We start from the raw sequence: 23,867 nt of genomic DNA on the forward strand, positions 1-23,867 counted from the left end.
TGGTCCAGTCCATTGTTTTGCTCCGGTCCGAGTGCGGCACGCCGACGCTCCCGCCCCCTCCGGGAGCACCCCCACATCCCGTTGTCCGCGCGTCCGCCCCACGGACGCGTCCCCCACGCTGGAGTCCCCACGTGTCCATCTCCTCGCGCATGTCCACGCGCCTTTCGGCGCTCATGTCCACGCGCATGTCCCCGCGCATGTCCCCGCGTCCTTCCGCGCTCGGGTCCGGGCACCCGCCCGCCCGGCTGTCCACCCGCCTGCCCGCGCTGACCGCGTCGGCCGCGCTGCTGGTGGCTGGCCTGGCCGCCGTGCCCGCACACGCCGCCGAGGCCACCGCGGCCGCGCCCACCGCCGCCGCGCCCACCGTCAACCTGGCGACCAACCCCGGGTTCGAGATCCCCGCCTCCTCGCTCGCCGACTGGGGCAGCGTGCCCGGCTGGCGCTGTTCCGGCGGGCCCGCCGAGGCCGCCCTCACCGCCGCCGCCCCGCACTCGGGCACCTCCGCCCTGGCCGTCGCCCCGGCCGGCGACGAGTCCACCGGCGAGTGCGTGCAGACCGTCTCGGTCCAGCCCGGCACCACCTACACCGCTTCCGCCTGGGTCCGCGGGAAGTTCGTCTTCCTGGGCGCCACCGGCGGAACCGACCGCCCGACCGCGCCCGCCTGGACCGAGTCCACCAACGGCGGCTGGCAGAAGCTGACCACCCGCTTCACCGCCGCCCCCGGCGCCACCACCGTCCGGCTCTCCGTCCACGGCTGGTACCAACAGGGCCCGTTCGCGGTCGACGACGTCCGGGTCGACGGCCCCGCACCCGCCCCGGCGACCGCCGCCGCCTCGGTGCCGACCAGCGACAAGGTGGTCTTCTTCACCGTCGACGACGGCTGGCAGACCACCCCGGAGGCGGAGCAGGTCATCGCCGCCAACAAGCTGCCGATCACCGCCTTCCCGCTGCCGATGGCCGCCGCCAACAACCCCGACTACTTCCGGCGGGTGACCGCCGCGCCCGGCTCCTCGATCCAGGACCACAGCGTCTCCCACACCGACCTCACCACCCTCTCGCCCGCCGCGCAGCAGGTGGAGATCTGCGACGCCCGGGACTCGCTGACCCGCCTCTTCGGCACCGCGCCGACCGTGTTCCGGCCGCCGTACTTCGCCTGGAACGCCGACACCCTCCAGGCCGCCGCCAACTGCGGCATGCGCACCATACTCACGGCCGACGCGGACTTCAGCTGGGGCGCCTCCAACATCTGGCACGAGGGCACCCTCTCCCCCGGCGACGTCGTCCTGATGCACTGGACCGACACCCTCGCCGACGACCTCCGGCGTGCCCTGGCCGCCGCCGAGGTGGCCGGCCTCAAGCCCGCCGGCCTGGCGTCCTACCTGCGCTGACACCGCCGACAGCCGCCCGCACCGCGCACCGCCGACCCCGCACCGGGGCCGGCGGTGCGCCGTTTCCCCGACCCGATGACGCGTTGACAGCGGAACCGCGCGGATGCTGGGATGAGTCGCGTGCAGCGTGGCGCCGGCCAAAGAGATGTGGGCCGGCCGGCAGCCGGGCCGGCACCCGACACCGAGGGACGACGCGTGATGAGAACGTTCTCCGCTCCCCTTTCCTGAGCCTCTCCGCGGCCGCGGCCGGGTCCTTTCCCGCAGCGGTGGCCGCCGCTTCCCCGTTCCCCCGTTCCGGAGCGAGCTCCGGAGAGAGATCCCTTCAGACGCATGCCCATGTCTTCTTCTTCGTCCATCCCTTCGTCCTCTTCGTCGTTCAACCAGACCGTCATCGATGAGTTCCGCGCCCGGGGCGGAAGGGTCGGCGGACCCTTCGAGGGCGGCGACCTGTTGCTGCTGACCACCGTCGGCGCACAGTCCGGGCGGGAACACACCGTCCCGCTCGGATTCGTGCGGGCGGACGGCCTGCTGCTGGTCGTCGCCTCGGCGGCCGGGGCGCCCGAGCACCCGCAGTGGTACCGCAATCTGCTCACCCACCTGCTGGTCCGGGTGGAACTCGGCACGGAGGTCTTCGACGCGACCGCCGTCCCCGCCGAGGGGGAGCGGCGCGACCGGCTGTTCGAGGCCGTCGTCCGGTCGGCCCCCGGGTACGGGGACTACCAGCGGCACACCGCCCGGCTGCTGCCGGTGGTCGTCCTGGAACACCCCGGTGCCGGGGCTGAGCCCGGGGCCCGGACGCGCGAGGCGGCGAGCCTCGCGGACAAGCTGCTGGAGGTGCACGACTGGCTGCGCGCCCGACTCCGGCAACTGCGGACCGAGACCGAGGCACACCTCGCCGGAGGCGCCGGGCAGGCTCCGCCGCTCGGACTGCAGCTCCGACAGCACTGCCTGGCGTTCTGCCAGGGCCTGACCGTCCACCACACCGGCGAGGACCGGGGCGTCTTCCCCGCACTGGCCCGCAGCCACCCGGAGCTGCGGGGCGTGCTGGAACGGCTGGCCGAGCAGCACCGCGCGGTGGCGCGGCTGAAGGAGGAGCTGGTCGCACTGGTCTCCGACCTCGGCTCCGCCGATCCGGAGTCGTTCCGGGCCGCACTGGCGCGGACGACGGACGCACTGGAGGCCCATCTCGCCCACGAGGAACGGGAACTGCTGCCCGCCCTGGCCGGCATCCCGTTCCCCCCGCCGAACCGGTGACGGGACGGGCTCGCCGGTCCGTCCCGCATGGGGGGACCGGCGGGCCCGCCGGGTCGTGCGGTCGGATCCGGCGCCGGCCCTGACCTCGGCGCCGAGGTCAGGGCCGGGGTCAGGGCCGGGGTCAGGGCCGAGGGTCGCTGGGTTTGGTCGGGGGGTGCGGTCGCTGGGTGCGGTCGCGGGGTGCGGTCAGGCCTGCGCGGTGAACACCGGCAGGAAGCCGCCGGAGTGGCCGGAGGCCTTCGGGTGGTAGCTCTCCTCCACCGGCAGGGTGGTGCTGTTCAGCCAGGTGGTGCTGGAGCCGCAGATCTCGTGCTCGCGGAAGATCGACCGGACGTCGCCGAAGGCGAAACCGGCGTTGGCGGCGCGCTTGGCGATGACGTCGTCCAGCACGTCGGCGGCACCGTTGATGGCGGCCCGCTTGGTGTCGCCGATACCGAAGATGCAGCTGCCGCCGACCTTGTAGAGGTGCGGGTAGCCGAGCACGACCACCCGGGCGTTCGGGGCCTTGGCGTGGATCGCCGAGTAGACCTGGTCGAGCTTGCCGGGCAGCGTGCCGGTGGCGTAGTTCTTCGCGGTGGCGACCGCGTTGAGACAGGCGCTCTCCGAGTCCAGGACGCAGGTCTGCATGGTGCTGGCGAAGCCCGCGTCGTTGCCGCCGACGCTGATGCTGACCAGCGTGGTGGCCGAGTTCAGGGTGGAGAGCTGGTTGTTGAGCACGTCTCCGGTTCTGGCGCCGGAACAGGCGAGGAACGAGAAGGAGGACGGCGCGTGCGCGTTCTTCCACAGGTACGCGTACGCGTTGGTGCTGCGCTTGCAGCTGCCGCTCTCGCTCGTGTAGCTGCCGGCCCCGAGGCCGGAGGCGTAGGAGTCGCCGAGCGCGACGTAGTTGACCCCGGCGGCGTGGGCCGAACCGGCTGTGACGAGGGTGGTCAGGGAGAGGAGCGCCGCAGTGACGGCGACGGACATGGCACGGGCAGGGCGTAGCATGACACCTCCTGGGAGTGACGTGCGTCACACAATTTGATACCAGGCGGTAGCTAACTCTGGAAGTTGTCATGCCAAGGCAATTGACGGTCGGTCTGACAACAGTGCGGTGAACTGCCCCTTCTGGCACGGTAAGTGCCCTCGTGCACCGGTCTCGGGACATCGCCCGATCGAGGGACGGAGTTCGGCCGGACGTGCGACCTCCGGCGGCGACGCGCTCGGGCGCGCGGCCCGGCGCCCGAGCCCCTCGCCCGGGCCCCTCGCCCGGGCCCCTCGCCCGGTCGGGCGGACGGCAGGCCGGCCGACCGACCGACCGACCGAAGGACGACGCGGCAGGCCGGACGGCGAGGTGGCAGGACGGCGCTCGGACGGACGGGCGCTCAGGCGGACGGGCGCTCAGGCGGTCGGCGGTTCCCCCGGCGCGGCACCCGGCGCCGCGCCGGGGAACAGCTCGCAGCCCGCCGCCGGCAGTTCCTCGATCGTCTCGTTGGCGGCCGAGGGCACGCCCAGCCGCCGGACGGCGGTCGCCACCGCAGCCCGGGCCTGTCGCAGACCGGGCACACCCCAGCCGAGCAGCTCGACCGCGAGGCCCGGCGCGACCAGCAGCCGCCGGTAGTGCCGCCCCGAGGCCGGGTCCGGCGCGCTCGGACCGACGGCCCGCAGCGCGGCGGCCATCCGGACCCGGGCGCACTCGTGGCCGCCGTTGGCCGAGCCGACCCGGTCGTAGAGGTAACCGAGGTAGTACGGCGTGCCGATCAGTGCCTGCGCCTCCTCGGCCGCCTCCCGGGCCAGCGCCGAGCCGGGGTCGCCGCCGTCCTCCGGCTCCAGCGAGCCCCCGGGCAGCGAGACCACGCCGTCCTTGGGGTTGACCAGGGTCAGCACCCGACCGTCGGGGGCGAACAGCCACCCCCAGGACTGCTTCACCGGAAGCCCACCGGGCACCTGCTCCCCCGGCCGCCACGGCCAGCCCGCACTGGGACGCCGGCGCACCCGGCCGAGCAGCTCGGCGATCTCCGCGCTGTACTCGATCCGGCTCATGCGTCCCCCCTTTCGGTGTCGGGCTCGCCGGACCGACGGTGCGCGGGGACGGTTCGCGGTACGCGGTTCGGGGCGGAGCGGCGGGCGCGGCGGCGTGGGGTACCGGCCGTTCCCACTGTTGATCTTCCCCGAAATCTTCCCCGAACAGGCGGTCGATGAACAGTCCCCAGCGCCGCATGGTGGACAGCCGGGGCCGAACGCCCTGGTCAGCCGCGATCAGGCCAGGGGCTCACCCCCGCCCCCGGTCGGCCGCTCCCCGGGCGGTCCGCCCCCACCCGACGGCGGGCCCGGCGGCGGCGCCGGCAGCGGGAAGCCCGGCAACGGGACGACGGCCGGCGGGAAGGGCAGGCCCCGGCCGACGTCGTCGGCGAGCTCGTCCAGCACCTCGCGGACGGTCATCGGCCGCAGCCTCCCGCCGCACAGGGCCCACCCCCGCACCGTCTGCCCGCCGGGGGCCGCCGGATCCCCGTGCAGCACCATCGCGCCGGTGCCGCCCACGGCGAGGCCCGCCGCCAGGGTCACGCAGAACGCCTCGGCGTCCCGCCCGCCGGGCGTCGGCCGACCGCCGTCGACCCGGACCTCGGTCGCCGAGGTCAGCTCCTCGCCGTCCTCGGGACCGTGGCAGCGCAGGGTCAGCAGGTGGATCCCGTCACCGGCCCCCGCACCCACCGCCAGCTGGACCTCGACGACGTGCCGCATCACCGCCACCAGCCGCCGCTCCCCCGGCGGCCCCTCGCCCGCCGCCGTCAGCAGGGCCGCCATCGCGACGGAGATCCGGACCCGCGCCCGGTGGTCGTCGGCCAGCTCCGGCAGCAGCACCGCCAGCCGCTGCCCCGTGTAGAGGAACGGCTCCCCGGCGAGCTCCGGATCGGCCGCGTACGCGACCCGGGCCGCCGCGTCCCCGGGCGCGAAGCCCAGCGCCTCGCAGTACTCCCCGTAGTCCACCGGGTCGAGCACCCGGAGGTGGACCTCCAGGCCCTGCCCGCGCAGAGCGCGCAGCTGGACCGCGACCCGGCGCAGGTAGGAGCGGAAGGTCAGCCCGCCGAACAGCCCGCACCGCGCCAGGTCCGCGAAGTCGTCGGCGGCGACGGCCAGCGCGAGCGCCACCGGCTGCGGCGGCGGCGCGCCGCGCGGGAGCACCCGGCGCCGGTCGCGCCCGCCGGGCCCGGCCGGCCCGCCCGCACCGCCCGTCCGGGACACGCCCGCCCCGCCGCCCGGCGGCCGCCCGTCGGGGACCCTCCCGCCCGGCCCCGCCGGTCCGGGCCGGCGCCGCTCCGGGCCGGGACCCCACAGCCGCACCACGGGCGTGCGCCACCGCGCCCGGCAGCCACCCGCCCCCGCACGCCGCTCCCGGTCCCGGTGCCGGTGCCGCCTCCGGGGCCGCTCCCGCTCCTCCTCCCGCACCCTCTCCGGCTTCTGCTCCCGCTCCCGCCACTGGTCCGGGCCCTGGAACCCGCTCCGCATCCGCTCGCGCACGGTCGTCTCCCTCCGTCGTCGGCACTCCCGCACCGGCCCCACGAGCCCCTCGGCTCCCGGTGCCGCGAACGTACACAGCGTCACTGACAATCGACCCGCAGTGATGCCCCCGAGGCCCCGCAGACGGTCTCCGGGCGGTCTTCGGACCGACCTCGGACAGTCCCGCGGAGAGTCCTCGGACCGCCCCGGAAGCGACCCCGGACCGGCCCCGGAACCGGCCCGGGGACGGCGGGCGGGACCCGTTCCGCACCGGGTTGTCGGTGGCGCCCGTTATGGTCGGGAACCATGCGACTGCTGCATACCTCCGACTGGCATCTCGGGCGCTCGTTCCACCGGGAGAGCCTGCACGACGCCCAGCGCGCCTTCCTGGACCACCTCGTGGCGGTGGTCCGGGACGAGCGCGTCGACGCCGTGCTGGTCGCCGGCGACGTGTACGACCGCGCGCTGCCGGGCCTGGAGGCGGTGGCGCTGTTCGACGACGTGCTGCACCGGCTGGCCGACCTCGGCGTGCCGACGGTGTTCATCAGCGGCAACCACGACTCGGCCCGCCGCCTCGGCGTCGGCGCGGGCCTGATCGGCCGGGCCGGCGTCCATCTGCGGACGGACCCGGGCGAGTGCGCCGAGCCCGTGGTGCTGGCCGACGCGCACGGGCCGGTCGCCGTCTACGGGCTGCCCTATCTGGAGCCCACCCTGGTCCGGGAGCGCTTCGGACTGGCCCGCGGCGGGCACGCCGCCGTGCTCGGCGCCGCGATGGACCAGGTCAGGGCCGACCTCGCGGCCCGCCCGGCCGGCACCCGCGCGGTCGTCCTGGCGCACGCCTTCGTCACCGGCGGCGAGCCCAGCGACAGCGAGCGCGACATCGCGGTGGGCGGGGTCGCGGCCGTACCCGCCTCGGTCTTCGACGGCGTGCACTACGCCGCGCTCGGCCATCTGCACGGCTGCCAGACCCTCGCCCCGCACCTGCGCTACAGCGGCTCGCCCCTCGCCTACTCCTTCTCCGAGCACGAGCAGCGCAAGAGCATGTGGCTGGTCGACCTCGCGGCGGACGGCGCGGTCACCGCCGAACGGGTGCCCTGCCCCGTCCCCCGCCGGCTGGCCCGGCTGCGCGGCCGGCTCGACGAGCTGCTCACCGACGAGCGCCACACCGCCGACGAGCAGTCCTGGGTCCAGGTCACCCTCACCGACCCGAGCCGCCCCGCCGAGCCGATGGAGCGGCTGCGCCGTCGCTTCCCGCACACCCTCCAGCTGCTGTTCGACCCGGAGGAGAGCACCGCCGGCGCCTCCCCCTCCTACGCGGCCCGGGTCAGCGGACGGACGGACCTGGAGATCGCCGAGGGCTTCCTGCGGCACGTCCGCCCCGGCGCCGACCCCGACCCGGACGAGCTGGGCTGGCTGCGCGAGGGCTTCGAGCGCGTCCGGGAGACCACCGACCGGAAGGCGGAGCTGCCCCGATGAGACTCCACCGGCTGACCGTGACCGCTTTCGGCCCCTTCGCCGGCGCCGAGACGGTCGACTTCGACGCGCTGGCCGCCGGCGGTCTGTTCCTGCTGCGCGGTGCCACCGGTGCGGGCAAGAGCAGCGTGCTGGACGCGGTCTGCTACGCCCTCTACGGCGAGGTGCCGGGCACCCGCCGGGCGAACCGGCTGCGCAGCGACCACGCCGAACCCGGCCGGCTGACCGAGGTCCGGCTGGAGCTGACGCTCGGCGGCCGCCGGCTGGAGATCGTCCGGATCCCCGAGCAGCCCCGGCCGAAGAAGGTCGGCACGGGCATGACCGTCGAGCGGGCCCAGACCCTGGTGCGCGAGTGGTCGGCGGACGGCGCGGGCGCCGGCGCGGACGGGCCCGGCTGGCGGGCGCTCAGCAAGTCGCACCAGGAGGCCGGCGAGGAGATCCACCGGCTGATCGGGATGAGCCGCGACCAGTTCTGCCAGGTGGTGCTGCTGCCGCAGGGCGACTTCGCACGCTTCCTGCGGGCCGACTCGGAGGAGCGCGGCAAGCTGCTGCGCCGGCTGTTCGACACCGAGCGGTTCCAGTCCGTCGAGGCCTGGCTCGCGGAGCAGCGCCGGGCCCACGAGGTCGCCGTCCAGACCGGGCGCCGCCGGCTGCGGGACTTGGCCAGCAAGGCCGAGCAGGCGGCCGGGCCGGGCGCCGAGCCCGCCGGGGGCCCGGTGGCGGCCGAGGACGGGGCGGCGCCGAGCGCGACAGCGGACGCCGAACTCACCACCGGGGTGCTGGGCTGGGCGGCGGTGCTGCGCGGCGGCGCGGCCGAGCAGCTGGCCGTCGCCGGGGCCGCACTGGCCGGCGCGGAGGAGGCGCACCGGGCGGCGCAGCGGGCCCGGGAGGCCGCCGAGCAGCGGGCCGACCGGCAGGAGCGGCACCGGCAGGCGGTGCGGGAGGCGGCCCGGCTCGCCGAGGACGGGCCCGCCCGTGCGGCGGACCGGCGGCGGCTGGCGGCGGCGCAGGCGGCGGTCGGCGTCGAGTCCGTGCTGCACCTGCGCGAGCGCGCGGCGGCCGCCTACCGGAAGGCCCGGGAGGAGGAGCACCGGCACCGGGCGGTCCTCGCCGAGGTCGCGACCGGCCGGGCCGGCGGGGCGGGCCCCGAACACCTGGATGACGGCGGCGACGGACCGGCGGGCGGCGGCCGGGCGCTGGCGCACGCCGAGGCCGAGGAGCTGGCCGCGGCCGAGCGGCGGCTGCGCGAGGAGATCGTCCGGCTGGAGGCGGCCGGGGCGGACGAGCGGCAGTGCGCCGCGCTGGCCGGCGCCCGGGCGGAGCTGACGGCGAAGCTGCGGCGCGCCGAGGACCTCGCCGAGGAGGCGGGCGAGTGGCTGGCCGGGTTCGACGGCCGGTCCGCCGCCCTGCAGCAGGAGCAGTCCGCCGCCCGGGAGGCCGCCGCGCTGGTCGAGCGGCTGGACGCCCGGCGCGCGGAGCTGGACACCCGGCTGTCCGCCGCCCGGGCCCGGGACGCGCTGGACGGCGAGATCGGCCGGATCGGCCCGCGCGCCCTCGCCCTGCGCGCCGAGGCGCTCGACGCCCGCCAGTACGGCCTGGACCTCCGTGAGCGCCGGCTCGCCGGGATGGCCGCCGAGCTGGCCTCGGGGCTGAACCCCGGCGACCCGTGCCGGGTCTGCGGCTCGGCGGAGCACCCGGCGCCGGCCCGCCCGGTCGGCGAGCCGGTCCGGGCCGAGGACGAGGAGCGGGCCCGGCACGCCCAGACGGCCGCCGAGCGGGCCGCCGACGCGGCCGAGCAGGAGCTCGCCGGGCTCCGGGTGCGCCGGGCGGCGGCCGCCGGAGCGGCCGGTGAGGAGCCCGCCGACACCCTGGCCGGGATGCTCGGCGCGCTGGGCACGGAACACCGGGAGGCGGTCCGGGTCGCGGAGCGGCTCGGCGCGGTCGGACGGGCGATCGAGCGGCTCACCGAGGAGCAGACCGTCCGTCGCACGGCGCTCTCCGAGGCCCGGGAGCGGACCGCCGAACTCGCCGCCCAGGCCCGCGCCCTGCACGCCGAGCAGGAGAAGCTGACCGCCCGGGTGGCGGCGGCCCGCGGCGACGCCCCGTCGGTGGCCGCCAGGGCGGCCGCGCTCGACCGCCTCGCCTCGGCGGTGGCCGCGCTGGCCGGTGCCGCCCGGGCCGCCACCGAGGCCGCGCACCAGCTCAAGCAGGCGGACGACGAGCTGGCCGACGCCGCGGTGGCGGCCGGGTTCGCGAGCGCCCAGGACGCCGTCGCCGTCCTGCTGCCGCGGGCCGAACGGGACGGGCTGGAGTTGCGGATCGACCGGCACCGGGCCGAGCTCGCCGCGGTGGAGCGACGGCTCGCCGAACCGGAGCTGGTCGCGGCCGCCGCCCTGCCGCCGGCCGACCTGCCGGGCGCCCGGAGCGCCCTCGGCGCCGCCACCGACCGGTTGCGGGCCGCGCACGCGGCGCGGGACGCGGCCCGCCTGCGGTGCGAGGCCCTGGCGGCCATCGGGCGGCAGCTGTCCGAGCTGGCCCGCTCGCTGGCCCCCGAGCTGGCCAGGTACGCACGGATCAGCCGGCTGGCAGCGCTCGCGGCCGGCACCTCGACCGACAACCGGCTCCGGATGCGCCTGGAGTCGTACGTCCTGGCGGCACGGCTGGAGCAGGTGGCGGCCGCGGCGAGCGACCGGCTGGTCCGGATGTCCGGCGGCCGGTACACGCTCGTCCACAGCGACGACCGGGGCGGCGGCAACAAGCGCTCGGGGCTGGCGCTGCGGGTGGTGGACGCCTGGACGGGCACCGAGCGCGACACCTCGACGCTCTCCGGCGGCGAGAGCTTCTTCGCCTCGCTCTCCCTGGCACTCGGTCTGGCGGACGTGGTCACCGACGAGGCCGGGGGCATGCCGCTGGACACCCTGTTCATCGACGAAGGATTCGGCAGTCTCGACGAGCACACCCTCGAGGAGGTGATGGACGTCCTGGACGGGTTGCGCGAGCGGGACCGCGCGGTCGGCATCGTCAGCCACGTCGCCGATCTGCGCAGCCGGATCCCGGCCCAGCTCCTGGTGCGCAAGGGCCGGCACGGCTCCACCCTGGCCGCGGCGGGACGCGAGGACGCCTGACCGGGGCGAGCCTCCGGGCCGGGCGGCCCGCTCAGCCGGAGCAGGCGATCCGCTGGGCCTGCTGCCAGGTGCAGACGGGGCACAGGGTGCTGCCCGGGTGGTCGGCGGGCAGCTCGGTCGGCTCGCCGCACAGGACGCAGTCCGCGCGCGGGCCGGTCGATCCGGGGTCGGGCAGCAGTGCCGCCTCCGCGCCGCTCGGGGCGAGCTCGCAGACCTGCCCCGCCGCCGGGGTGTCGTGACTGCCGGGGACGGCCGTGTCGCTGCTGGCTGTTTCGCTCATGTCGCCTCTCTACTCCCCGGACCGGGCAGGGCGCAAGGCGGTCCCGGGCGAGGCCGCTCCCGGAGCCGTCGCTACGGTGGGCCGTATGCCCGACTCTCCCGGTCACGAGGTGTCCAGCTCCGTTCCCTCCGTCCCGTCGCCGCTCCCGCCGGCCCCCTCCGCCCGGAGCGCGGCCGCCGGGTCCGTCGGGCCGGCCGGGTCCGCCCTGGCGCGGAGGCTGCGCGCCGCCCGGGCCACCGCGCCCAACTACCGCGAGGTGGGCGCCACCGCGGACGCCCGGCTGCCGGAGGGCTACACGCACCTTCGGCGGCGGGTCCATCTCGGGCACGGCCCCGAGGTCCTGGCCCGGGCCGGCCGCTTCGTCCTCGGCTGGGGCTGTCAGCTGGGCACCGGGTTCGCCGTGTTCCCGTACGCGCCCGCCGAGCCCGGGGGCGACCGTCCTGCTGCGGCTCGGCCTGCCCGGCAGTCGCTGGCCCCGCCTGGTGATCCCCTGCCGGGTGGTGTGGACGGTGGACGAGCCGGACCGGATCGGCTTCGCCTACGGGACGCTGCCGGGGCACCCGGAGTGCGGCGAGGAAGCGTTCCTGGTGTCGATGGACGCGGCGGGCGAGGTGTGGTTCGAGGTCGTCGCCTTCGCCCGGCTCGCCGCCTGGTACGCGCGGCTCGGCCGCCCGGTCGCGGTGCTCTGCCAGTACTTGGCGATCGAGCGGTACCTCGCGTCCGTGCTCGCGGCTGCCGCGGACCCCGGCTCCGACCCCGACCCCGGCTCCGGCTCCGGCTCCGGGGCGCCGCTGCGGGAGTCGCCGAGTGGTTCCGAAGTCGGTGAGCGGTCGTAGGCGATCAGCGAACGGGTGGCGGATCGGCCCCGGCGGGTCCGGGGTCGATCCGGGCCCGATCCGAGGGCCGGGGTCGATCCGGGGGCCGGGGCCGGGCCTCGGGCTCAGCCCAGGAAGGAGAGCCGGAGCGTGCGGTGCGGGTTGTCGCCGTTGGTGTCGACCAGCACCACCGACTGCCAGATGCCCAGCGCGAGCTGTCCGTCGACCACCGGCAGGGTGGCGTGCGGGGCCACCAGTGCGGGGACGACGTGGTCGCGGCCGTGGCCGGGGCTGCCGTGCCGGTGACGCCACCGGTCGTCGGCCGGCAGGAGGTCGCGCAGGGTGGCGAGGAAGTCCTCGTCGCTGCCGGAGCCGGTCTCCAGGACGGCGATCCCGGCCGTGGCGTGCGGGACGAAGACGTTGAGCAGGCCGTCCCGCCCGACGGCGTGTTCGTCGAGGAACCGGACACAGCGGTCGGTGATGTCGAGCGCGACCTCATGGATTCCGGTGGTGATGTCGAAGGTCTCGGTCCGGAAGGAACTGGAGGTGGGAGTGGAGTGGGACGAGGTTCGGGAGTGGGTGTGGTCCGCCATGGCGCCATCCTGACCCACGGCCGGGGGTGGACCCGCAAGCCTCGCCGACTCCCGGCGCCGGAGGGGCCGGCCGTCATAGGCTGAGAGGTTCAGACCAAAGATGACATCTGGTGACCGGTACGGACCGTTGACGATCGGGATCGCGAACGATCAGCCGGGCCGGTGCTGGATCTGCCCGTATCGGTACGGTCCCGGGAGCGGAAACGCCGAAGACCCGACGGTCGTCAGGATCCGTCGGGTCGTGCCGAAGGGCTGTGTGCGCAGGAGCCGGACCGGATACGACCGGACCAGGACGCGACCGGGCCGGTCGGCTCAGCCGCGGCTGCCGAAGAGCCCCCGCCGCAGCCGGCGCAGCGGCGCCAGCAGCTTGACCCGCGCGTGGCGGCGAGGCGGCGCGGTCGGGGCCCCGACGCCGCGCGGCGTCAGTTCCCTTATCAACCCGAGCGCCTCGGCGGTGTCCACCGCCGGGAGTGCGGGCGCGCCGAGCACAGCCAGGTGTCGCTCGATCCGGCGGCCGGTCGCGCCGACGCCGCACTGGATCGCGGGCACCCGAGGCCGGGTCCGCACTTGCATGTGTTCCATCAGTTTTCCCACCCCTACGAGGCGCCAGGGCCGTGAGGCGAAGACTATCCGTGACAGACGGCCTTCGCGCAACCGTCCTGGTGTTCTGCAACCGTACCGTGCTGCGTCAACTGACACTGCACCAGGGCCCACCCGGCCGATCACGACTGAGCATCAATGATGGTGCACGACCGGCGGGACGTCACCGGGTTCTCCGGGTCGCACACCCGGCGCCCGCCGTGACGATGTACGCCCGGCGCACGGGGTCACCGCGCTTCACTCGCCGTGGCCACCCGGCGGCCACCGTGCCGCCCTCCCGCGGTCACCCCCGGGACGGCCTGTGACCACCGGTGACGAGGTACGACTATCCGTTTAGGAAGTGAACACAGCCGGGGGATTGACGTCCGAGTCGGGTCCAAGCAATATCTCTATCGACCACGCGGGCGCGAACACCACTGCCCCCCGTGTTCGACTGATGAAGATTCCGGCTCCCCCGTGCCTACTGCCAGGCCGCCTCGACGCTGCGGTGGCCAGGTTCGGGCGGTGCTCGGACCGGCGGCCGGCCGTAGAGGGTCGGCCGGGCCGCCACCAGGCTGCCGGTGCCACCCCGTCCGGGGTCCGGCACCGGCGGCTCCGGCCGCGCGGGTCACACCCGTCGGGGCCCCCGCACCGGCCCGCGCCCCGAGGCCCCGCAGCGGCCCCCGCACCCGTGCTCCGCCCGCCGCGGCCACGCTCGGTAGACTCGGCCAGCGTGCCAGTCCTCCTCAGCATCGTGCTCCCCGTCCACGGGGTGGAGCGCTTCCTGCCCCGCTGCCTCGACTCCCTCCTGGCGGACACCCCGTCCGCCGAGTCCCGCTTCGAGGTGATCGCGGTCGACGACCGCTCCCCCGACCGCAGCGGCGCGATCCTGGACGATCACGCGGCCCGTGATCCGCGCCTGCGCGTCCTGCACCTCGCCGAGAACCAGGGCCTCGGCGGCGCCCGCACCGCCGCCCTCCCCGAGGTGCGCGGCGCGTACGTCTGGTTCGTCGACAGCGACGACTGGGTGCCCGAGGGCACGGTGAGCGCCCTCCTCGACGAGCTCACCGGCGAGCTGGAACGGGAACGGCGCGGCGAGGCGCCCGCGGACGTCCTGCTGACCGACTTCGTCCACGTCTACCCCGACGGCGGGACCGAGCCCAACCCGTGGCGGCACGTGCTCACCGGGTCCCCGCTCGTCGAGGGGGCCACTCTGGCCGAGCACCCGGCCGTGTTCCGGACGGTGATGTCGGTCTGGAACAAGGTGTTCCGCCGGGACTTCCTGCTCGGGCTCGGCGTCTCCTTCGGCCGCGGCTTCTACGAGGACATCTCCGTCACCTATCCCGCGCTGCTCGCCGCCGAGCGGCTGCGCTACCTCGACCGCCCCTGCTACTTCTACCGGCGCGGCCGGGCCGGGGCGATCACCAGCACCGCCTCCGCCAAGCACGCCGACGCCTTCGCCCAGTACGACGCGATCTTCGCCTTCCTGGACCGGCCCCACGGTCACGACAGCGCCGACGCCCCCGACGACTCCGACCGCTCCGGCGCCTCCGACCGCTCCGGCGCCTCCGACGGCCACGACCGGCCCGGCCGGCCGGTCCCCGGGACGCTGCGGACCCTGGTCTTCGAGCGGACCGTGCAGCAGGCGCTCACCGTCTACGACACCCCGGGGCTGGTCCCGGTCGGGCTGCGGCCGGAGTTCTTCCGGCGGATCGCCGAGCACTTCACCCGGCACCGTCCGGCGGGCTACCGCTTCCCCGGGGGCGTGCGCGGCGTGCAGTACCGGCTCGCGGCCCGGGGCTCCCGGCGTGCGTACGCGGAACTGCGCCGTACCGGTCGACTGCCGCGCGAACTCAAGCGCGGGGCCCGGGCGGTGGCGCCGGCCCTGAAGAAGGGGGTGCGCAGCAGCGCCCGGTTCACCGCGTACAACACGTTCCGCCGGATGCCGTTGAACCCGAACCTGGCGGTCTACGCCGCGTACTGGCACCGGGGTTACGCGTGCAGCCCGGCCGCGATCTACGAGAAGGCGAAGGAGCTCGCACCGGGGATCCACGGGGTCTGGGTGGTGGAGAACCGCGCCCGGGCGGCGACGCTCCCGGACGGTGTGCCGTACGTGATCGTCAACACCCCGGCGTACCTGAGGGCGATGGCCACCGCCAAGTACTTCGTGAACAACGTCAACTTCCCCCGGACCATGGCGAAGCGGCCCGGCACGGTGCACGTCCAGACCCAGCACGGCACGCCGCTGAAGGCGATGGGCATGGATCTCAGGGACCACCCGGTGGCCGCCGACGGGATGGACTTCGACCGGCTCCAGGAGGCGATCGACCGCTGGGACTTCCTGGTCTCCTCCAACCCGCACACCAGCGAGCACTTCGCCCGTGCCTTCCCGGGCCGCTACGAGATGCTGGACACCGGGTACCCGCGCAACGACCGGCTGGCCGACGCGACGCCGGCCGCGACGGCGGCGATGCGCGAACGGTTCGGGCTGGCGCCGGGGCGCACCGCGGTGCTGTACGCGCCCACCCACCGGGAGGCGCGCGGCGGCTACGTTCCGCTGCTGGACGTGCGGGAGCTGGCCCGGCGGCTGGGACCGGACTTCACGCTGCTGGTCCGCACCCACTACTTCCACACCGGCGGCCCGGGCGATCTGACGGCGGACGAGGAGGCGGCGGAGATCCTGGACGTGTCGGCGCACCCGACGGTGGAGGACCTCTACCTGGCGGCCGACGTCCTGGTCACGGACTACTCGTCGATGATGTTCGACTACGCCGTGCTGGACCGGCCGATCGTGGTCTTCGCGCCGGACTGGGAGGAGTACAAGCGCGACCGGGGCGTCTACTTCGACCTGTTCGAGCAGCCGCCGGGCGCGCTGACGACGGATCCCGAGGGGTTGGCGGCGGCGCTGCTGGCCGGTGACCCGGAGCCGGCGGCGCGGGCCGACTTCCGCAAGCGGTTCTGCCCCTGGGACGACGGCGGGGCGGCGGAGCGCGTGGTCCGCCGGGTGTTCCCGACCGCCGGCTGAGCGCACGGCGGCCCGACGGGCGGCGCCGGCCCGACGGGCGACACCGCCCACGGCACGACGCGCGACGCGACGCCGACACGACAGCACGACAGCACGGCGGCCCGACCCGCGGCGCCGACAGGACAGGCGCCGACAACGCGAGGACGGGGCCCCGGAGACGATCCGGGACCCCGTCCGGGCCGGTCGGCCCCGGCTTCGTCAGCCCTGGCGCGCGGCCAGGAACTCGTCGAAGGTCAGCTCGCCGTCGTGGTTGGTGTCCATCTGCTTGATGATGGCCTCGGCCACGGCGACCGAGGTGGTGAGGTCGCCGAGCTCGCGCGCGACGAGGGCGTACTCGGCGGCGGTGATCCGGCCGTTGCCGTTCCGGTCGAACTTGTCGAACGCGGCGCGAATGTCGTCGACGTCTGCCATGGGGGCCTCCTGGGACCGAATCAACTGCTGATGTGCATTTCCGACGGCGGTACCCTACCCGCCCGTGGTGAGCGCCACTGCGAGCGGGAGTGGACGGGCTCGGGGGTGGGTGTCGTAGTCTGCGGGTCTGATCCCGGCCCGGCCGGGGAAGCGAACGCCGCTCGTCGTACACCGGGCCCGGGCACCTCTCGGGCATGCGCGTCCAGGGAGGGACCATGCTCGATCTCGTCACCAGGCTGGTGCTGAAACCGCTCGCCCGGGGGATCTGGCGGCCCACCATCGAGGGGATCGAGAACGTGCCCCGCAAGGGCGGCGTCATCCTCGCCAGCAACCACCTCTCCTTCATCGACAGCGTGGTCATCCCGCTCACCGCGCCGCGCCGGGTCCACTTCCTGGCCAAGGCCGAGTACTTCACCGGCAGCGGCCTCAAGGGCGCGCTCTCCCGCGGCTTCTTCCAGGGCATCGGCGCGGTGCCGGTCGAGCGCGGCACCTACCGGTCGGCCCAGGCCTCGCTGGAGCGGGCACTGGAGATCCTGGAGGACGGCAAGGCGTTCGGCATCTACCCCGAGGGCACCCGCTCGCTGGACGGCCGGCTCTACCGCGGCAAGACCGGCGTAGCCTGGCTGGCCCTCACCGCCGGCGTCCCGGTGGTGCCGGTGGCACTGGAGGGGCCGGAGGGAATCCTCCCGGTCGGCAAGCGGCTGCCGCGCCTGAAGAAGGTGACGGTCCGTTTCGGGGAGCCGCTGCACTTCGACGAGCTGCACGGCCAGGCGCGTTCGCTCAAGGCCCGCCGCCAGGTCACCGACGAGGTGATGGCGGCGATCCAGCAGCTCTCCGGCCAGGAGTTCGTGGGGGCGTACAACGAGGTCCCCAAGGCGGCCTGAGACCGGGGCCGCCGGGCCCCGGCCCGCGCCGCTCGCCCGGAGCCGGACCCCCGCCCGGCCCGCGCCGCTCGCCCGGAGCCGGACCCCCGCCCGGCCCGCGCCGCTCGCCCGGAGCCGGACCCCCGCCCCGGGTGCGCCCCGTCAGCGAGCGACGGCCGCGACCGGAGCCTCCCGCCGGAGCAGCGCCGCGTACCGGCCGTCCGCCGCCAGCAGCTCCTCGTGGCTGCCCAGTTCGGCGACCTCGCCGCGTTCCAGGACCGCGATCTGGTCGGCCCCGCGCACGGTGGAGAGCCGGTGCGCGATGGTGATGGTGGTGCGGCCCTCCGCGAGGGTGTCGATGGCCTCCTGGACGGCGCGTTCGGTGCTGTTGTCCAGCGCGCTGGTGGCCTCGTCGAGGATCAGCACGGGCGGATTGCGCAGGATGGTGCGGGCGAGCGCGAGGCGCTGCTTCTCCCCTCCCGAGAAGCGGTAGCCGCGCTCGCCGACCAGGGTGTCGTAGCCGTCCGGCAGCGCGGCGACGGTGTCGTGGATCCGCGCCGCGGCGGCAGCGGCGACGAGTTCCTCCTCGGTGGCGTCCGGCTTGGCGAACCGCAGGTTGTCGGCGACCGAGGCGTGGAAGAGGTAGGTCTCCTGGGAGACCACGCCCACCGCGCGGGACAGGGTCTCGAAGGAGAGCTCGCGGACGTCGACGCCGTCGATGGTGACCCGGCCGCCGGTGACGTCGTACAGCCTGGGCACCAGGTAGCTGAGCGTGGTCTTGCCGGAGCCGGTCTCGCCGACCACCGCGAGCGAGCCGCCCGCCGGGATCCGCAGCGCGATCCCGCCGAGGGTGGGCCGCTCCTGCTCCGGGTCGTAGCGGAAGTCGACGCCCTCGAAGCGGACCTCGCCGCGGATCTCGCCGAGGGTGACGGGGTGCTCGGGCTCGTCGATCTCCACGGTCAGGTCGAGGTACTCGAAGATCCGCTGGAACAGCGCGAGCGAGGTCTGCACGGCGACACCGGTGGCCAGCAGGCTGATGGTCGGGCGGAACAGGCCCTGCTGGAGCGAGACGAAGGCGACCAGGGTGCCGACCGAGACGATCGGCGCACCGCCCGCGGCGGTCATGCCGGCGGCCCAGTAGATCACCGCCGGCATCGCCGCCATCACGATCTGGATGGTGTTCATCCGCCAGCGGCCGGCCATCGAGGCGCGGACCTCCAGGTCGGCCAGCCGGTCGGACTGGCCGGTGAACTCACGGGCGAGCGAGTCGGTGCGGCCCATGGTGCGGCCGAGCAGGATGCCGCTGACCGACAGCGACTCCTGGACCGCCGAGCTCATCGCGGCGAGCTGCTTCTGCCGCTCGCCGGTGATCTTCTTGCGCTCGTTGCCGACCCGGCGGCTGATCCAGACGAACACCGGCAGCAGCACCAGCGAGACGACGGTGAGCCGCCAGTCCAGCGCCACCATGGCGACCACCGAGGCGACCACGGCGGTGAAGTTGGAGACCAGCGAGGTGGCGGTGGAGGTCACCGTGGACTGCATGCCGCCGATGTCGTTGGCGATCCGGGACTGCACCTCGCCGGTGCGGGTGCGGGTGAAGAAGGCCAGCGACATCCGCTGGAGGTGGCCGTAGACGGCGGTGCGCAGGTCGTGCATGACCCGCTGGCCGACGGTGGTGGAGATCAGCGTCTGGAGCACGCCGAAGACGCTGTTGACGACGGCGGTGGCGACCATGCCGAGCACCAGCACGGTCAGCAGGCCGGTGCGGCCCTGCGGGATCGCGGTGTCCAGCACGGCGCGGAGCAGGAACGGCGTGGTCACCGAGACCACGGCGGAGGCGGCCACCAGCAGGCCGACGAGGGCGAGGCGGCCCCGGTAGGGGCGGAACAGCGCGAGTATGCGCCGCCACTGGGTCGGCGGGCGCGGGTCGTTCTCGGTGCGGGCGGGCGGGGTCCACTGGATGCCTTCTGGGCGCACGGTGGGGCAGCCTCCCTCTGACGGGCGCGGGGGCGCGGCGCCCGGGGGCGCACGCCGGCGGCGGGTGGGCGGTCGGGCGATCGCCAGCATAACGAGAGAGGCTCATAGTTAGCAAAGCTAATAGTGAGATGGCCTCCGCTATACCGGTCGGAACCCCGCCTGCCGGCCTGCCCGCCCGTCCGCCCGTCCGTCCGCCCGTCCGCCACCGAGCGGGAACCCGTCATATGGACGAACGACCGCCGGCCGGACACGCAACCGTCCGCCGGACACGAACCGGCCACACGGACCCGCGCCCGCCGACCGGACACGGACCCGTCAGGTGGTCCGGTACGTCCGGGCCGCCTTGGAGGAGACCCCGCCGAGCTTGCCGGACGGCAGCACCCGCGCGATCGCCACCGCCGCCTTGTAGCGCTTGCTCGGCACCGACACCGAACGCCCCCGGGCCAGGTCGCGCATGGCCTCCTCGACCACGCGCTCGGCCGACAGCCAGCCCCAGGACGGGATGTTCCCGGTGCCCATGCCGGCCCGCTCGTGGAACTCGGTGTGCGTGAAGCCCGGGCACAGCGCCATCAGCCGCACCCCGGTTCCGCCGAGGTCCCGCATCACCCCCTGGGTGAAGCTCACCACCCAGGCCTTGCTCGCACCGTAGGTGCCGCGCGGCAGGAAGGCCGCCACCGAGGCGACGTTGACGACCGCGCCCCGTCCGCGCTCGCGCATCCCCGGCAGGGCGGCCGTGGTCAGCCGCAGCACCGCCTCGACGTGCACCTTCAGCATGTCCAGCTCGTCCTGCAGCGGCACGGTGGCGAAGGCGCCGCGGTTGCCGAAGCCGGCGTTGTTCACCAGCAGGTCCACCGGGCGGGCGTCGTCGGACAGCCGGGCCTCGACGTCGGCGATGCCCCGGTCCGTGGCGAGGTCGGCGGTGAGCACCTCCACCTCCACACCGAACTTCCCGCGCAGGTCCGCGGCGGAACCCTCCAGCCGCGCGGTGTCCCGGGCCACCAGGACGAGTCCGTAGCCGCTCCGGGCGAGGCGCCGGGCGAAGGCGGCTCCGATGCCGGCGGTCGCGCCGGTGATCAAGGCAGTGGTCATGCAGCGACCGTACCTACTCCCGAGTACCGGCGACAGCGCCGTGCGGCAGCGCGATGCCTCTTCGTGACCACCGTCACGGACAGTGCCGGGGTGGCGCCGGACGGTTCGTGCTCGTATCGTCGTTCGAGGGGGCGCCGCCGGGCCTGGCGGCGGAACTTCGATGAGGAGGCACCCGATGCTTGCTCAGACCACCCGAACCACGCTCGCCACCCAGGGCGAGATCGACGCGCTCGGCATGTTGATCACGGAGGACGAGGCGACCGTCAGCGACGCGCCCACGTACCGTCCGGAAGCCGCCTCGCTGCTGCTGCTGGCAGGCGCGCTGCTGCTGTCGCCGAAGCCCCCGAAGGAGAAGACGCGGTAGTCGGCCCCGACACGGCCCGGCGACGCGCGGAGTCCCGCCGCGCCACAGCCCTCCGGTCCCGCCTCGGCCACAGGCCGGGCGGCCGGGGCGGCAGGCCGCCGGCCGGGACCCCGGTACGGCCGCCGCGCGAACACGCCGCGGCCCCGTGACACCGCGAAGCCCCCAAGGAGAAGCACGCAACCATGCCGACCGCCGATCTCGCGCTCCGCGACGAATACGCCGCAGCGGTGGAGCGGCTGGCGGGCCGCACCCTCGACGCCCTCCGGGGCGCCGGGGGTGCGGTCGCGCCCGCCTTCCCCGGTACCGGCCCCGTGCCGCGTCCGGTCCTCGCCGCCGCCCGGGTGCTCGGGCCGGACGTCCTCGCACCGCAGGTCCTGGGTGCGACCGGGCCCGACGAGCAGGCCGTACTGCTGCTCGCGGAGGCCCACCGGACCTTCCCCCCGTCCGCCTTCCCCGCACCCGCGCCCGCGCCCTCCACCGACCGCCCCGCCGACGCGGACGAGGAGCGGGCCGCCGGCGCCGCCCTGGTCACCGCCTGGCGGGACTGGGGCACCGCCGTTCTGCTGGCCCGCGCGCTCGGGCCCGCCGCCGACGCCCTGCTCCCCGACGCCCCGCTCCCCGGGGCCGCGGGCGAGGACAGCGCCCGGGGCGCACCGCAGCCCGGCCACGCCCCGCACCCGGAGCCGTACGCCTGGCAGGCCTGGTCGGTGCGGATGGCCCAGCTCTCCGCGCTCGCCCTGCCCGGCCTCGACGGGCCCGTCCACGACGCCGCCCGCGAACACGCCCTCGCCCTGTCCCGCGGCGCCGTCCGCTCCCTCCTGCGCTGCGACCACCGCGTCGCCGCACGGCTGACCCGCTGGCTCGCCTGGCTCGCCGCCGACGGGCGGGAACTGCCGCTGGAGGTCGAACCCGTGCTGGAGCGGATCCGCGCCGTCGGCGACGGCAGCGCCCGCACCGCGCTCGAACTCGCCGTCGCGGAGCGCCTGCTGACCGGAGGAGCGTCATGACCGACCACCGGATCCTCGCCACCGCACAGCAGTTGGGCTCCCGGGCGATGTCCTGGCTGCACAACTGCCACGAACGCGGCTTCGGCAGACTGCCCGAGGACGTCACCATCGACCTGGCCGACCCGAACAACGCCTACAAGCCCCTCGCCGAGTCCGCGCTCGCCGCCTCGCTCGTCCTGCGCGACGGCGTCACCGGACCGGAGGACGCCCGGATCGCCCGGGAACTCCTGGACTTCGGCTGGTCCCAGCTGCGCGAGGGGAACCTCCTGTACGAGCGGCTGCTGCGCTACCCGGTGATGACCGACCCGCTGGAGACCTACGTCCACTTCGCCCGGTCCGGCTACCGGCACCCGGCGCTGGAGGAACTGCTGGAATCGCTCACCAAGGTGCGCGGGATCCAGGCCATCGAGATGATGCCCAACCGGAGGCTGGCCCTCGCCAACGCGCGCCGGGTGATCGGGCTGCGCAACCAGCCCGACGACTGGCCCGCCCTCACCGCCCGGACCTGGCTCGGCGCCACCCCGAGCCCTGGGCGATCGACTGGCTGACCGGCTACCACATCACCCACGCCGTCTTCCATCTCACCGACTGGGGCGCGCGGCCGGAGAGCATGCCCGAACCGATGCGCGACTACGTCCGCAACTGGCTGCCGGTCTGGGTCGACACCTGGCTCGAGGTCGGCCAGTGGGACCTCGTCGGCGAGCTGCTCGTGGCGGACTCCTGCATCGGGGAGCCGGTCACCGGCGCCCAGGGCTGGGAGGCGCTCGCCGCGATCCAGCGCGAGGACGGGCTGATCCCCCGGGAGAGCGCGGAACCGGTCTCGGACGACCCCGAACAGGCGTTCCGGGACCACGAGCACACGGCCGTGGTCGCGGTGGTCGCGGGCACCGTGACGCTCTCCCGCGCGCTCGGCGGCGCGGCGGTCCCGGCTTGAGGGCGCGATGAGCGGGACGGTCACGGGGACGGGCGCGGCGGACCCAGGCATCCCGGGAGCCGCAGAGGCCGAGGGCGTCGCGGAAGCCGAAGGAGTCGCGGAAGCCGAGGGAGCCGGGGAGGCCGGGGGTCCCGGACCCGGTTCGCCCGGGGCGGAGCAGTTCGCCGGACTCGTGCGCGCCGCCGGGCCGCACGCCACCGCCGTGACCCTGGCGGTGGCCCGCGGCGAGCGCTCCGCCGTCCACTGCCACGGTCGGACCGCCCGGGACGGCGGGCCGTGCACACCCGACACGGGCTACGAACTCGGCTCCGTCACCAAGACCTTCACCGCCCTGCTGCTGGCCGAGCTGGCGGCACGCGGCGAGGTGGCCCTCGACGACCCGGTGCGGCGGCACCTCCCGGCCGGACGCCGGCCGCCCGACGTCCGGCGCGGCGGACCGATCCGGCTGATCCACCTGGCCACCCACACCGCCGGTCTGCCGGTTCAGCCGCCGGGCCTGCTGGCCGCCGCCGTCCCGGCCTGGAACAGCAACCCCTACGCCGCCTACGACGAGCAGCGGCTGTGGGCGGCACTGGCCCGAACCACCGTGCGCCGCCCGCCCGGTGAGGTGTACTGGTACTCCAACTACGGCGTGGGACTGCTCGGGCGGCTGCTCGCCGAGGCGGGCGGCGGCCCCGACTACGCCGGGCTGCTCGACGAGCGGATCGGCCGCCCGCTCGGGCTGGGGACCCTCAGCTGCTCCCCCGACGCGCCGGGGTACGCGATCGGCCACCGCCTCGGGCGGCCGCTGCCGCCCTGGCGCATCCCCGCCCTCCCGGGCGCGGGCGCGGTCCGGGCCGGGGGCGCGGACCTGCTGCGCTTCCTCCGGGCCCATCTGGAGCCCGACGGCGGGCCGTTGGGCGACGCCCTTCGGGAGGTGCGGCGACCCCGGCTGCGGCTGCCACGCACCGGCGACGAGGTCTGCCTGGTCTGGAACCACCGCCGCGCGCCGGACGACCGCGACCTGTTCTTCCATTCCGGCGCGACCCGCGGCTTCACCGCGTTCGTCGGCTTCTGCCCGCAGACCGCCACCGCGGTCGCCGCCCTCACCAACACCGGCCCCACCCTGCGGTCCTCGTTCAACCAGACCGCCTACGACACCTTCAAGCGGCTCGCCCGGCCGGACGGGGAGGCGACGGACGACGGCTGACGGCCGGTGGGTCCGCGGACCCAC

Annotated in this window: 19 protein-coding genes and 2 pseudogenes; 12 read left to right on the top strand and 9 right to left on the bottom strand. The window is 75.3% G+C overall.

All coding sequences use genetic code 11. The features are described from left to right. The first annotated feature begins 197 nt into the window (after window positions 1–197). The gene (locus tag BLU95_RS09435) at window positions 198–1,388 is read left to right on the top strand and encodes a polysaccharide deacetylase family protein (RefSeq protein WP_159424833.1); all 1,191 of its coding nucleotides are present in this window, start codon (window positions 198–200) and stop codon (window positions 1,386–1,388) included. A gap of 336 nt (window positions 1,389–1,724) precedes the next feature. Further along, window positions 1,725–2,642 carry a nitroreductase/quinone reductase family protein gene (locus BLU95_RS09440; RefSeq protein ID WP_093859611.1) on the top strand — a complete coding sequence of 306 codons (918 nt, stop codon included), beginning with the start codon at window positions 1,725–1,727 and terminating at the stop codon, window positions 2,640–2,642. Window positions 2,643–2,828: 186 nt separating this feature from the next. Here BLU95_RS09440 and BLU95_RS09445 read toward each other — a convergent pair whose 3' ends face one another. The 3 genes from BLU95_RS09445 to BLU95_RS09455 all read right to left on the bottom strand — a co-directional run bounded on the left by BLU95_RS09445 (window position 2,829) and on the right by BLU95_RS09455 (window position 6,140). Continuing rightward, window positions 2,829–3,629 (bottom strand): SGNH/GDSL hydrolase family protein, encoded by an 801-nt coding sequence (locus BLU95_RS09445; RefSeq protein WP_231978492.1) that lies wholly within the window; start codon window positions 3,627–3,629, stop codon window positions 2,829–2,831. Window positions 3,630–4,022: 393 nt separating this feature from the next. Beyond that, complete coding sequence (locus tag BLU95_RS09450) at window positions 4,023–4,664, bottom strand: hypothetical protein (RefSeq protein ID WP_197698737.1); 642 nt, start codon at window positions 4,662–4,664, stop codon at window positions 4,023–4,025. A 216-nt stretch (window positions 4,665–4,880) separates the two neighbouring features. Next, entirely contained in the window at window positions 4,881–6,140 is a 1,260-nt protein-coding gene (locus BLU95_RS09455) for a DUF8829 domain-containing protein (protein ID WP_093859613.1), read from the bottom strand. 285 nt (window positions 6,141–6,425) lie between these two features. Between BLU95_RS09455 and BLU95_RS09460 the strand changes: the two genes are divergently transcribed. Next, a complete protein-coding gene (locus tag BLU95_RS09460) occupies window positions 6,426–7,595 on the top strand; it encodes an exonuclease SbcCD subunit D (protein ID WP_093859614.1) in 1,170 nt (389 codons plus the stop codon). Further along, entirely contained in the window at window positions 7,592–10,717 is a 3,126-nt protein-coding gene (locus BLU95_RS09465) for an AAA family ATPase (RefSeq protein WP_093859615.1), read from the top strand. Before BLU95_RS09460 ends, BLU95_RS09465 begins: the two co-directional genes overlap by 4 nt. Window positions 10,718–10,748: 31 nt before the next feature. Here BLU95_RS09465 and BLU95_RS09470 read toward each other — a convergent pair whose 3' ends face one another. Continuing rightward, entirely contained in the window at window positions 10,749–10,997 is a 249-nt protein-coding gene (locus BLU95_RS09470) for a hypothetical protein (protein WP_093859616.1), read from the bottom strand. An 85-nt stretch (window positions 10,998–11,082) separates the two neighbouring features. On the opposite strand from BLU95_RS09470, the pseudogene BLU95_RS45510 reads away from it, so the two are divergent. Beyond that, window positions 11,083–11,340 (top strand): annotated as a pseudogene (locus BLU95_RS45510) (DUF1990 family protein); the annotation flags it as partial. A 112-nt stretch (window positions 11,341–11,452) separates the two neighbouring features. Then, window positions 11,453–11,833 (top strand): DUF1990 domain-containing protein, encoded by a 381-nt coding sequence (locus tag BLU95_RS45515; protein WP_502689861.1) that lies wholly within the window; start codon window positions 11,453–11,455, stop codon window positions 11,831–11,833. Window positions 11,834–11,937: 104 nt separating this feature from the next. Here BLU95_RS45515 and BLU95_RS09480 read toward each other — a convergent pair whose 3' ends face one another. Together BLU95_RS09480 and BLU95_RS09485 are read right to left on the bottom strand one after the other, a co-directional pair. Beyond that, complete coding sequence (locus tag BLU95_RS09480; protein ID WP_093859618.1) at window positions 11,938–12,405, bottom strand: YjbQ family protein; 468 nt, start codon at window positions 12,403–12,405, stop codon at window positions 11,938–11,940. A 312-nt stretch (window positions 12,406–12,717) separates the two neighbouring features. Next, complete coding sequence (locus BLU95_RS09485; RefSeq protein ID WP_093859619.1) at window positions 12,718–12,987, bottom strand: hypothetical protein; 270 nt, start codon at window positions 12,985–12,987, stop codon at window positions 12,718–12,720. A gap of 730 nt (window positions 12,988–13,717) precedes the next feature. On the opposite strand from BLU95_RS09485, the gene BLU95_RS09490 reads away from it, so the two are divergent. Then, window positions 13,718–16,009 carry a bifunctional glycosyltransferase/CDP-glycerol:glycerophosphate glycerophosphotransferase gene (locus BLU95_RS09490; protein WP_197698738.1) on the top strand — a complete coding sequence of 764 codons (2,292 nt, stop codon included), beginning with the start codon at window positions 13,718–13,720 and terminating at the stop codon, window positions 16,007–16,009. Between the two features lie 198 nt (window positions 16,010–16,207). Here BLU95_RS09490 and BLU95_RS09495 read toward each other — a convergent pair whose 3' ends face one another. Further along, window positions 16,208–16,420 (bottom strand): EF-hand domain-containing protein, encoded by a 213-nt coding sequence (locus BLU95_RS09495; protein WP_030391986.1) that lies wholly within the window; start codon window positions 16,418–16,420, stop codon window positions 16,208–16,210. 215 nt (window positions 16,421–16,635) lie between these two features. On the opposite strand from BLU95_RS09495, the gene BLU95_RS09500 reads away from it, so the two are divergent. Beyond that, window positions 16,636–17,304 (top strand): lysophospholipid acyltransferase family protein, encoded by a 669-nt coding sequence (locus tag BLU95_RS09500; protein WP_093859621.1) that lies wholly within the window; start codon window positions 16,636–16,638, stop codon window positions 17,302–17,304. Between the two features lie 141 nt (window positions 17,305–17,445). On the opposite strand, the gene BLU95_RS09505 is transcribed toward BLU95_RS09500, so the two are convergent. After that, complete coding sequence (locus tag BLU95_RS09505) at window positions 17,446–19,260, bottom strand: ABC transporter ATP-binding protein (protein ID WP_093859622.1); 1,815 nt, start codon at window positions 19,258–19,260, stop codon at window positions 17,446–17,448. A 315-nt stretch (window positions 19,261–19,575) separates the two neighbouring features. Next, window positions 19,576–20,349, bottom strand: a complete 774-nt coding sequence (locus BLU95_RS09510; protein ID WP_093859623.1) for an SDR family NAD(P)-dependent oxidoreductase — start codon at window positions 20,347–20,349, stop codon at window positions 19,576–19,578. 175 nt (window positions 20,350–20,524) lie between these two features. On the opposite strand from BLU95_RS09510, the gene BLU95_RS09515 reads away from it, so the two are divergent. The 4 genes and pseudogenes from BLU95_RS09515 (at window position 20,525) to BLU95_RS09530 (ending at window position 23,843) form a co-directional block, all read left to right on the top strand. Then, complete coding sequence (locus BLU95_RS09515) at window positions 20,525–20,713, top strand: hypothetical protein (RefSeq protein ID WP_093859624.1); 189 nt, start codon at window positions 20,525–20,527, stop codon at window positions 20,711–20,713. 182 nt (window positions 20,714–20,895) lie between these two features. Beyond that, the gene (locus BLU95_RS09520; RefSeq protein ID WP_093859625.1) at window positions 20,896–21,720 is read left to right on the top strand and encodes a hypothetical protein; all 825 of its coding nucleotides are present in this window, start codon (window positions 20,896–20,898) and stop codon (window positions 21,718–21,720) included. 47 nt (window positions 21,721–21,767) lie between these two features. Beyond that, a pseudogene (locus BLU95_RS45815) lies at window positions 21,768–22,654 on the top strand (DUF6895 family protein). Window positions 22,655–22,661: 7 nt separating this feature from the next. Further along, on the top strand, window positions 22,662–23,843 hold the full coding sequence (locus tag BLU95_RS09530) for a serine hydrolase domain-containing protein (protein WP_093859626.1): 1,182 nt from the start codon (window positions 22,662–22,664) through the stop codon (window positions 23,841–23,843). The last annotated feature ends 24 nt before the right edge of the window (window positions 23,844–23,867 follow it).

This window comes from Streptomyces sp. TLI_053 (assembly GCF_900105395.1).
Classification (GTDB): domain Bacteria; phylum Actinomycetota; class Actinomycetes; order Streptomycetales; family Streptomycetaceae; genus Kitasatospora.

Bases quoted from the DNA above. Each gene is read 5' to 3' on its own strand.
- BLU95_RS09435 (WP_159424833.1), top strand. From the start codon at position 198: ATGTCCCCGCGTCCTTCCGCGCTCGGGTCCGGGCACCCGCCCGCCCGG.
- BLU95_RS09440 (WP_093859611.1), top strand. From the start codon at position 1,725: ATGTCTTCTTCTTCGTCCATCCCTTCGTCCTCTTCGTCGTTCAACCAG.
- BLU95_RS09445 (WP_231978492.1), bottom strand. From the start codon at position 3,629: ATGCTACGCCCTGCCCGTGCCATGTCCGTCGCCGTCACTGCGGCGCTC.
- BLU95_RS09450 (WP_197698737.1), bottom strand. From the start codon at position 4,664: ATGAGCCGGATCGAGTACAGCGCGGAGATCGCCGAGCTGCTCGGCCGG.
- BLU95_RS09460 (WP_093859614.1), top strand. From the start codon at position 6,426: ATGCGACTGCTGCATACCTCCGACTGGCATCTCGGGCGCTCGTTCCAC.
- BLU95_RS09465 (WP_093859615.1), top strand. From the start codon at position 7,592: ATGAGACTCCACCGGCTGACCGTGACCGCTTTCGGCCCCTTCGCCGGC.
- BLU95_RS09470 (WP_093859616.1), bottom strand. From the start codon at position 10,997: ATGAGCGAAACAGCCAGCAGCGACACGGCCGTCCCCGGCAGTCACGAC.
- BLU95_RS09480 (WP_093859618.1), bottom strand. From the start codon at position 12,405: ATGGCGGACCACACCCACTCCCGAACCTCGTCCCACTCCACTCCCACC.
- BLU95_RS09485 (WP_093859619.1), bottom strand. From the start codon at position 12,987: ATGGAACACATGCAAGTGCGGACCCGGCCTCGGGTGCCCGCGATCCAG.
- BLU95_RS09495 (WP_030391986.1), bottom strand. From the start codon at position 16,420: ATGGCAGACGTCGACGACATTCGCGCCGCGTTCGACAAGTTCGACCGG.
- BLU95_RS09500 (WP_093859621.1), top strand. From the start codon at position 16,636: ATGCTCGATCTCGTCACCAGGCTGGTGCTGAAACCGCTCGCCCGGGGG.
- BLU95_RS09510 (WP_093859623.1), bottom strand. From the start codon at position 20,349: ATGACCACTGCCTTGATCACCGGCGCGACCGCCGGCATCGGAGCCGCC.
- BLU95_RS09515 (WP_093859624.1), top strand. From the start codon at position 20,525: ATGCTTGCTCAGACCACCCGAACCACGCTCGCCACCCAGGGCGAGATC.
- BLU95_RS09520 (WP_093859625.1), top strand. From the start codon at position 20,896: ATGCCGACCGCCGATCTCGCGCTCCGCGACGAATACGCCGCAGCGGTG.
- BLU95_RS09530 (WP_093859626.1), top strand. From the start codon at position 22,662: ATGAGCGGGACGGTCACGGGGACGGGCGCGGCGGACCCAGGCATCCCG.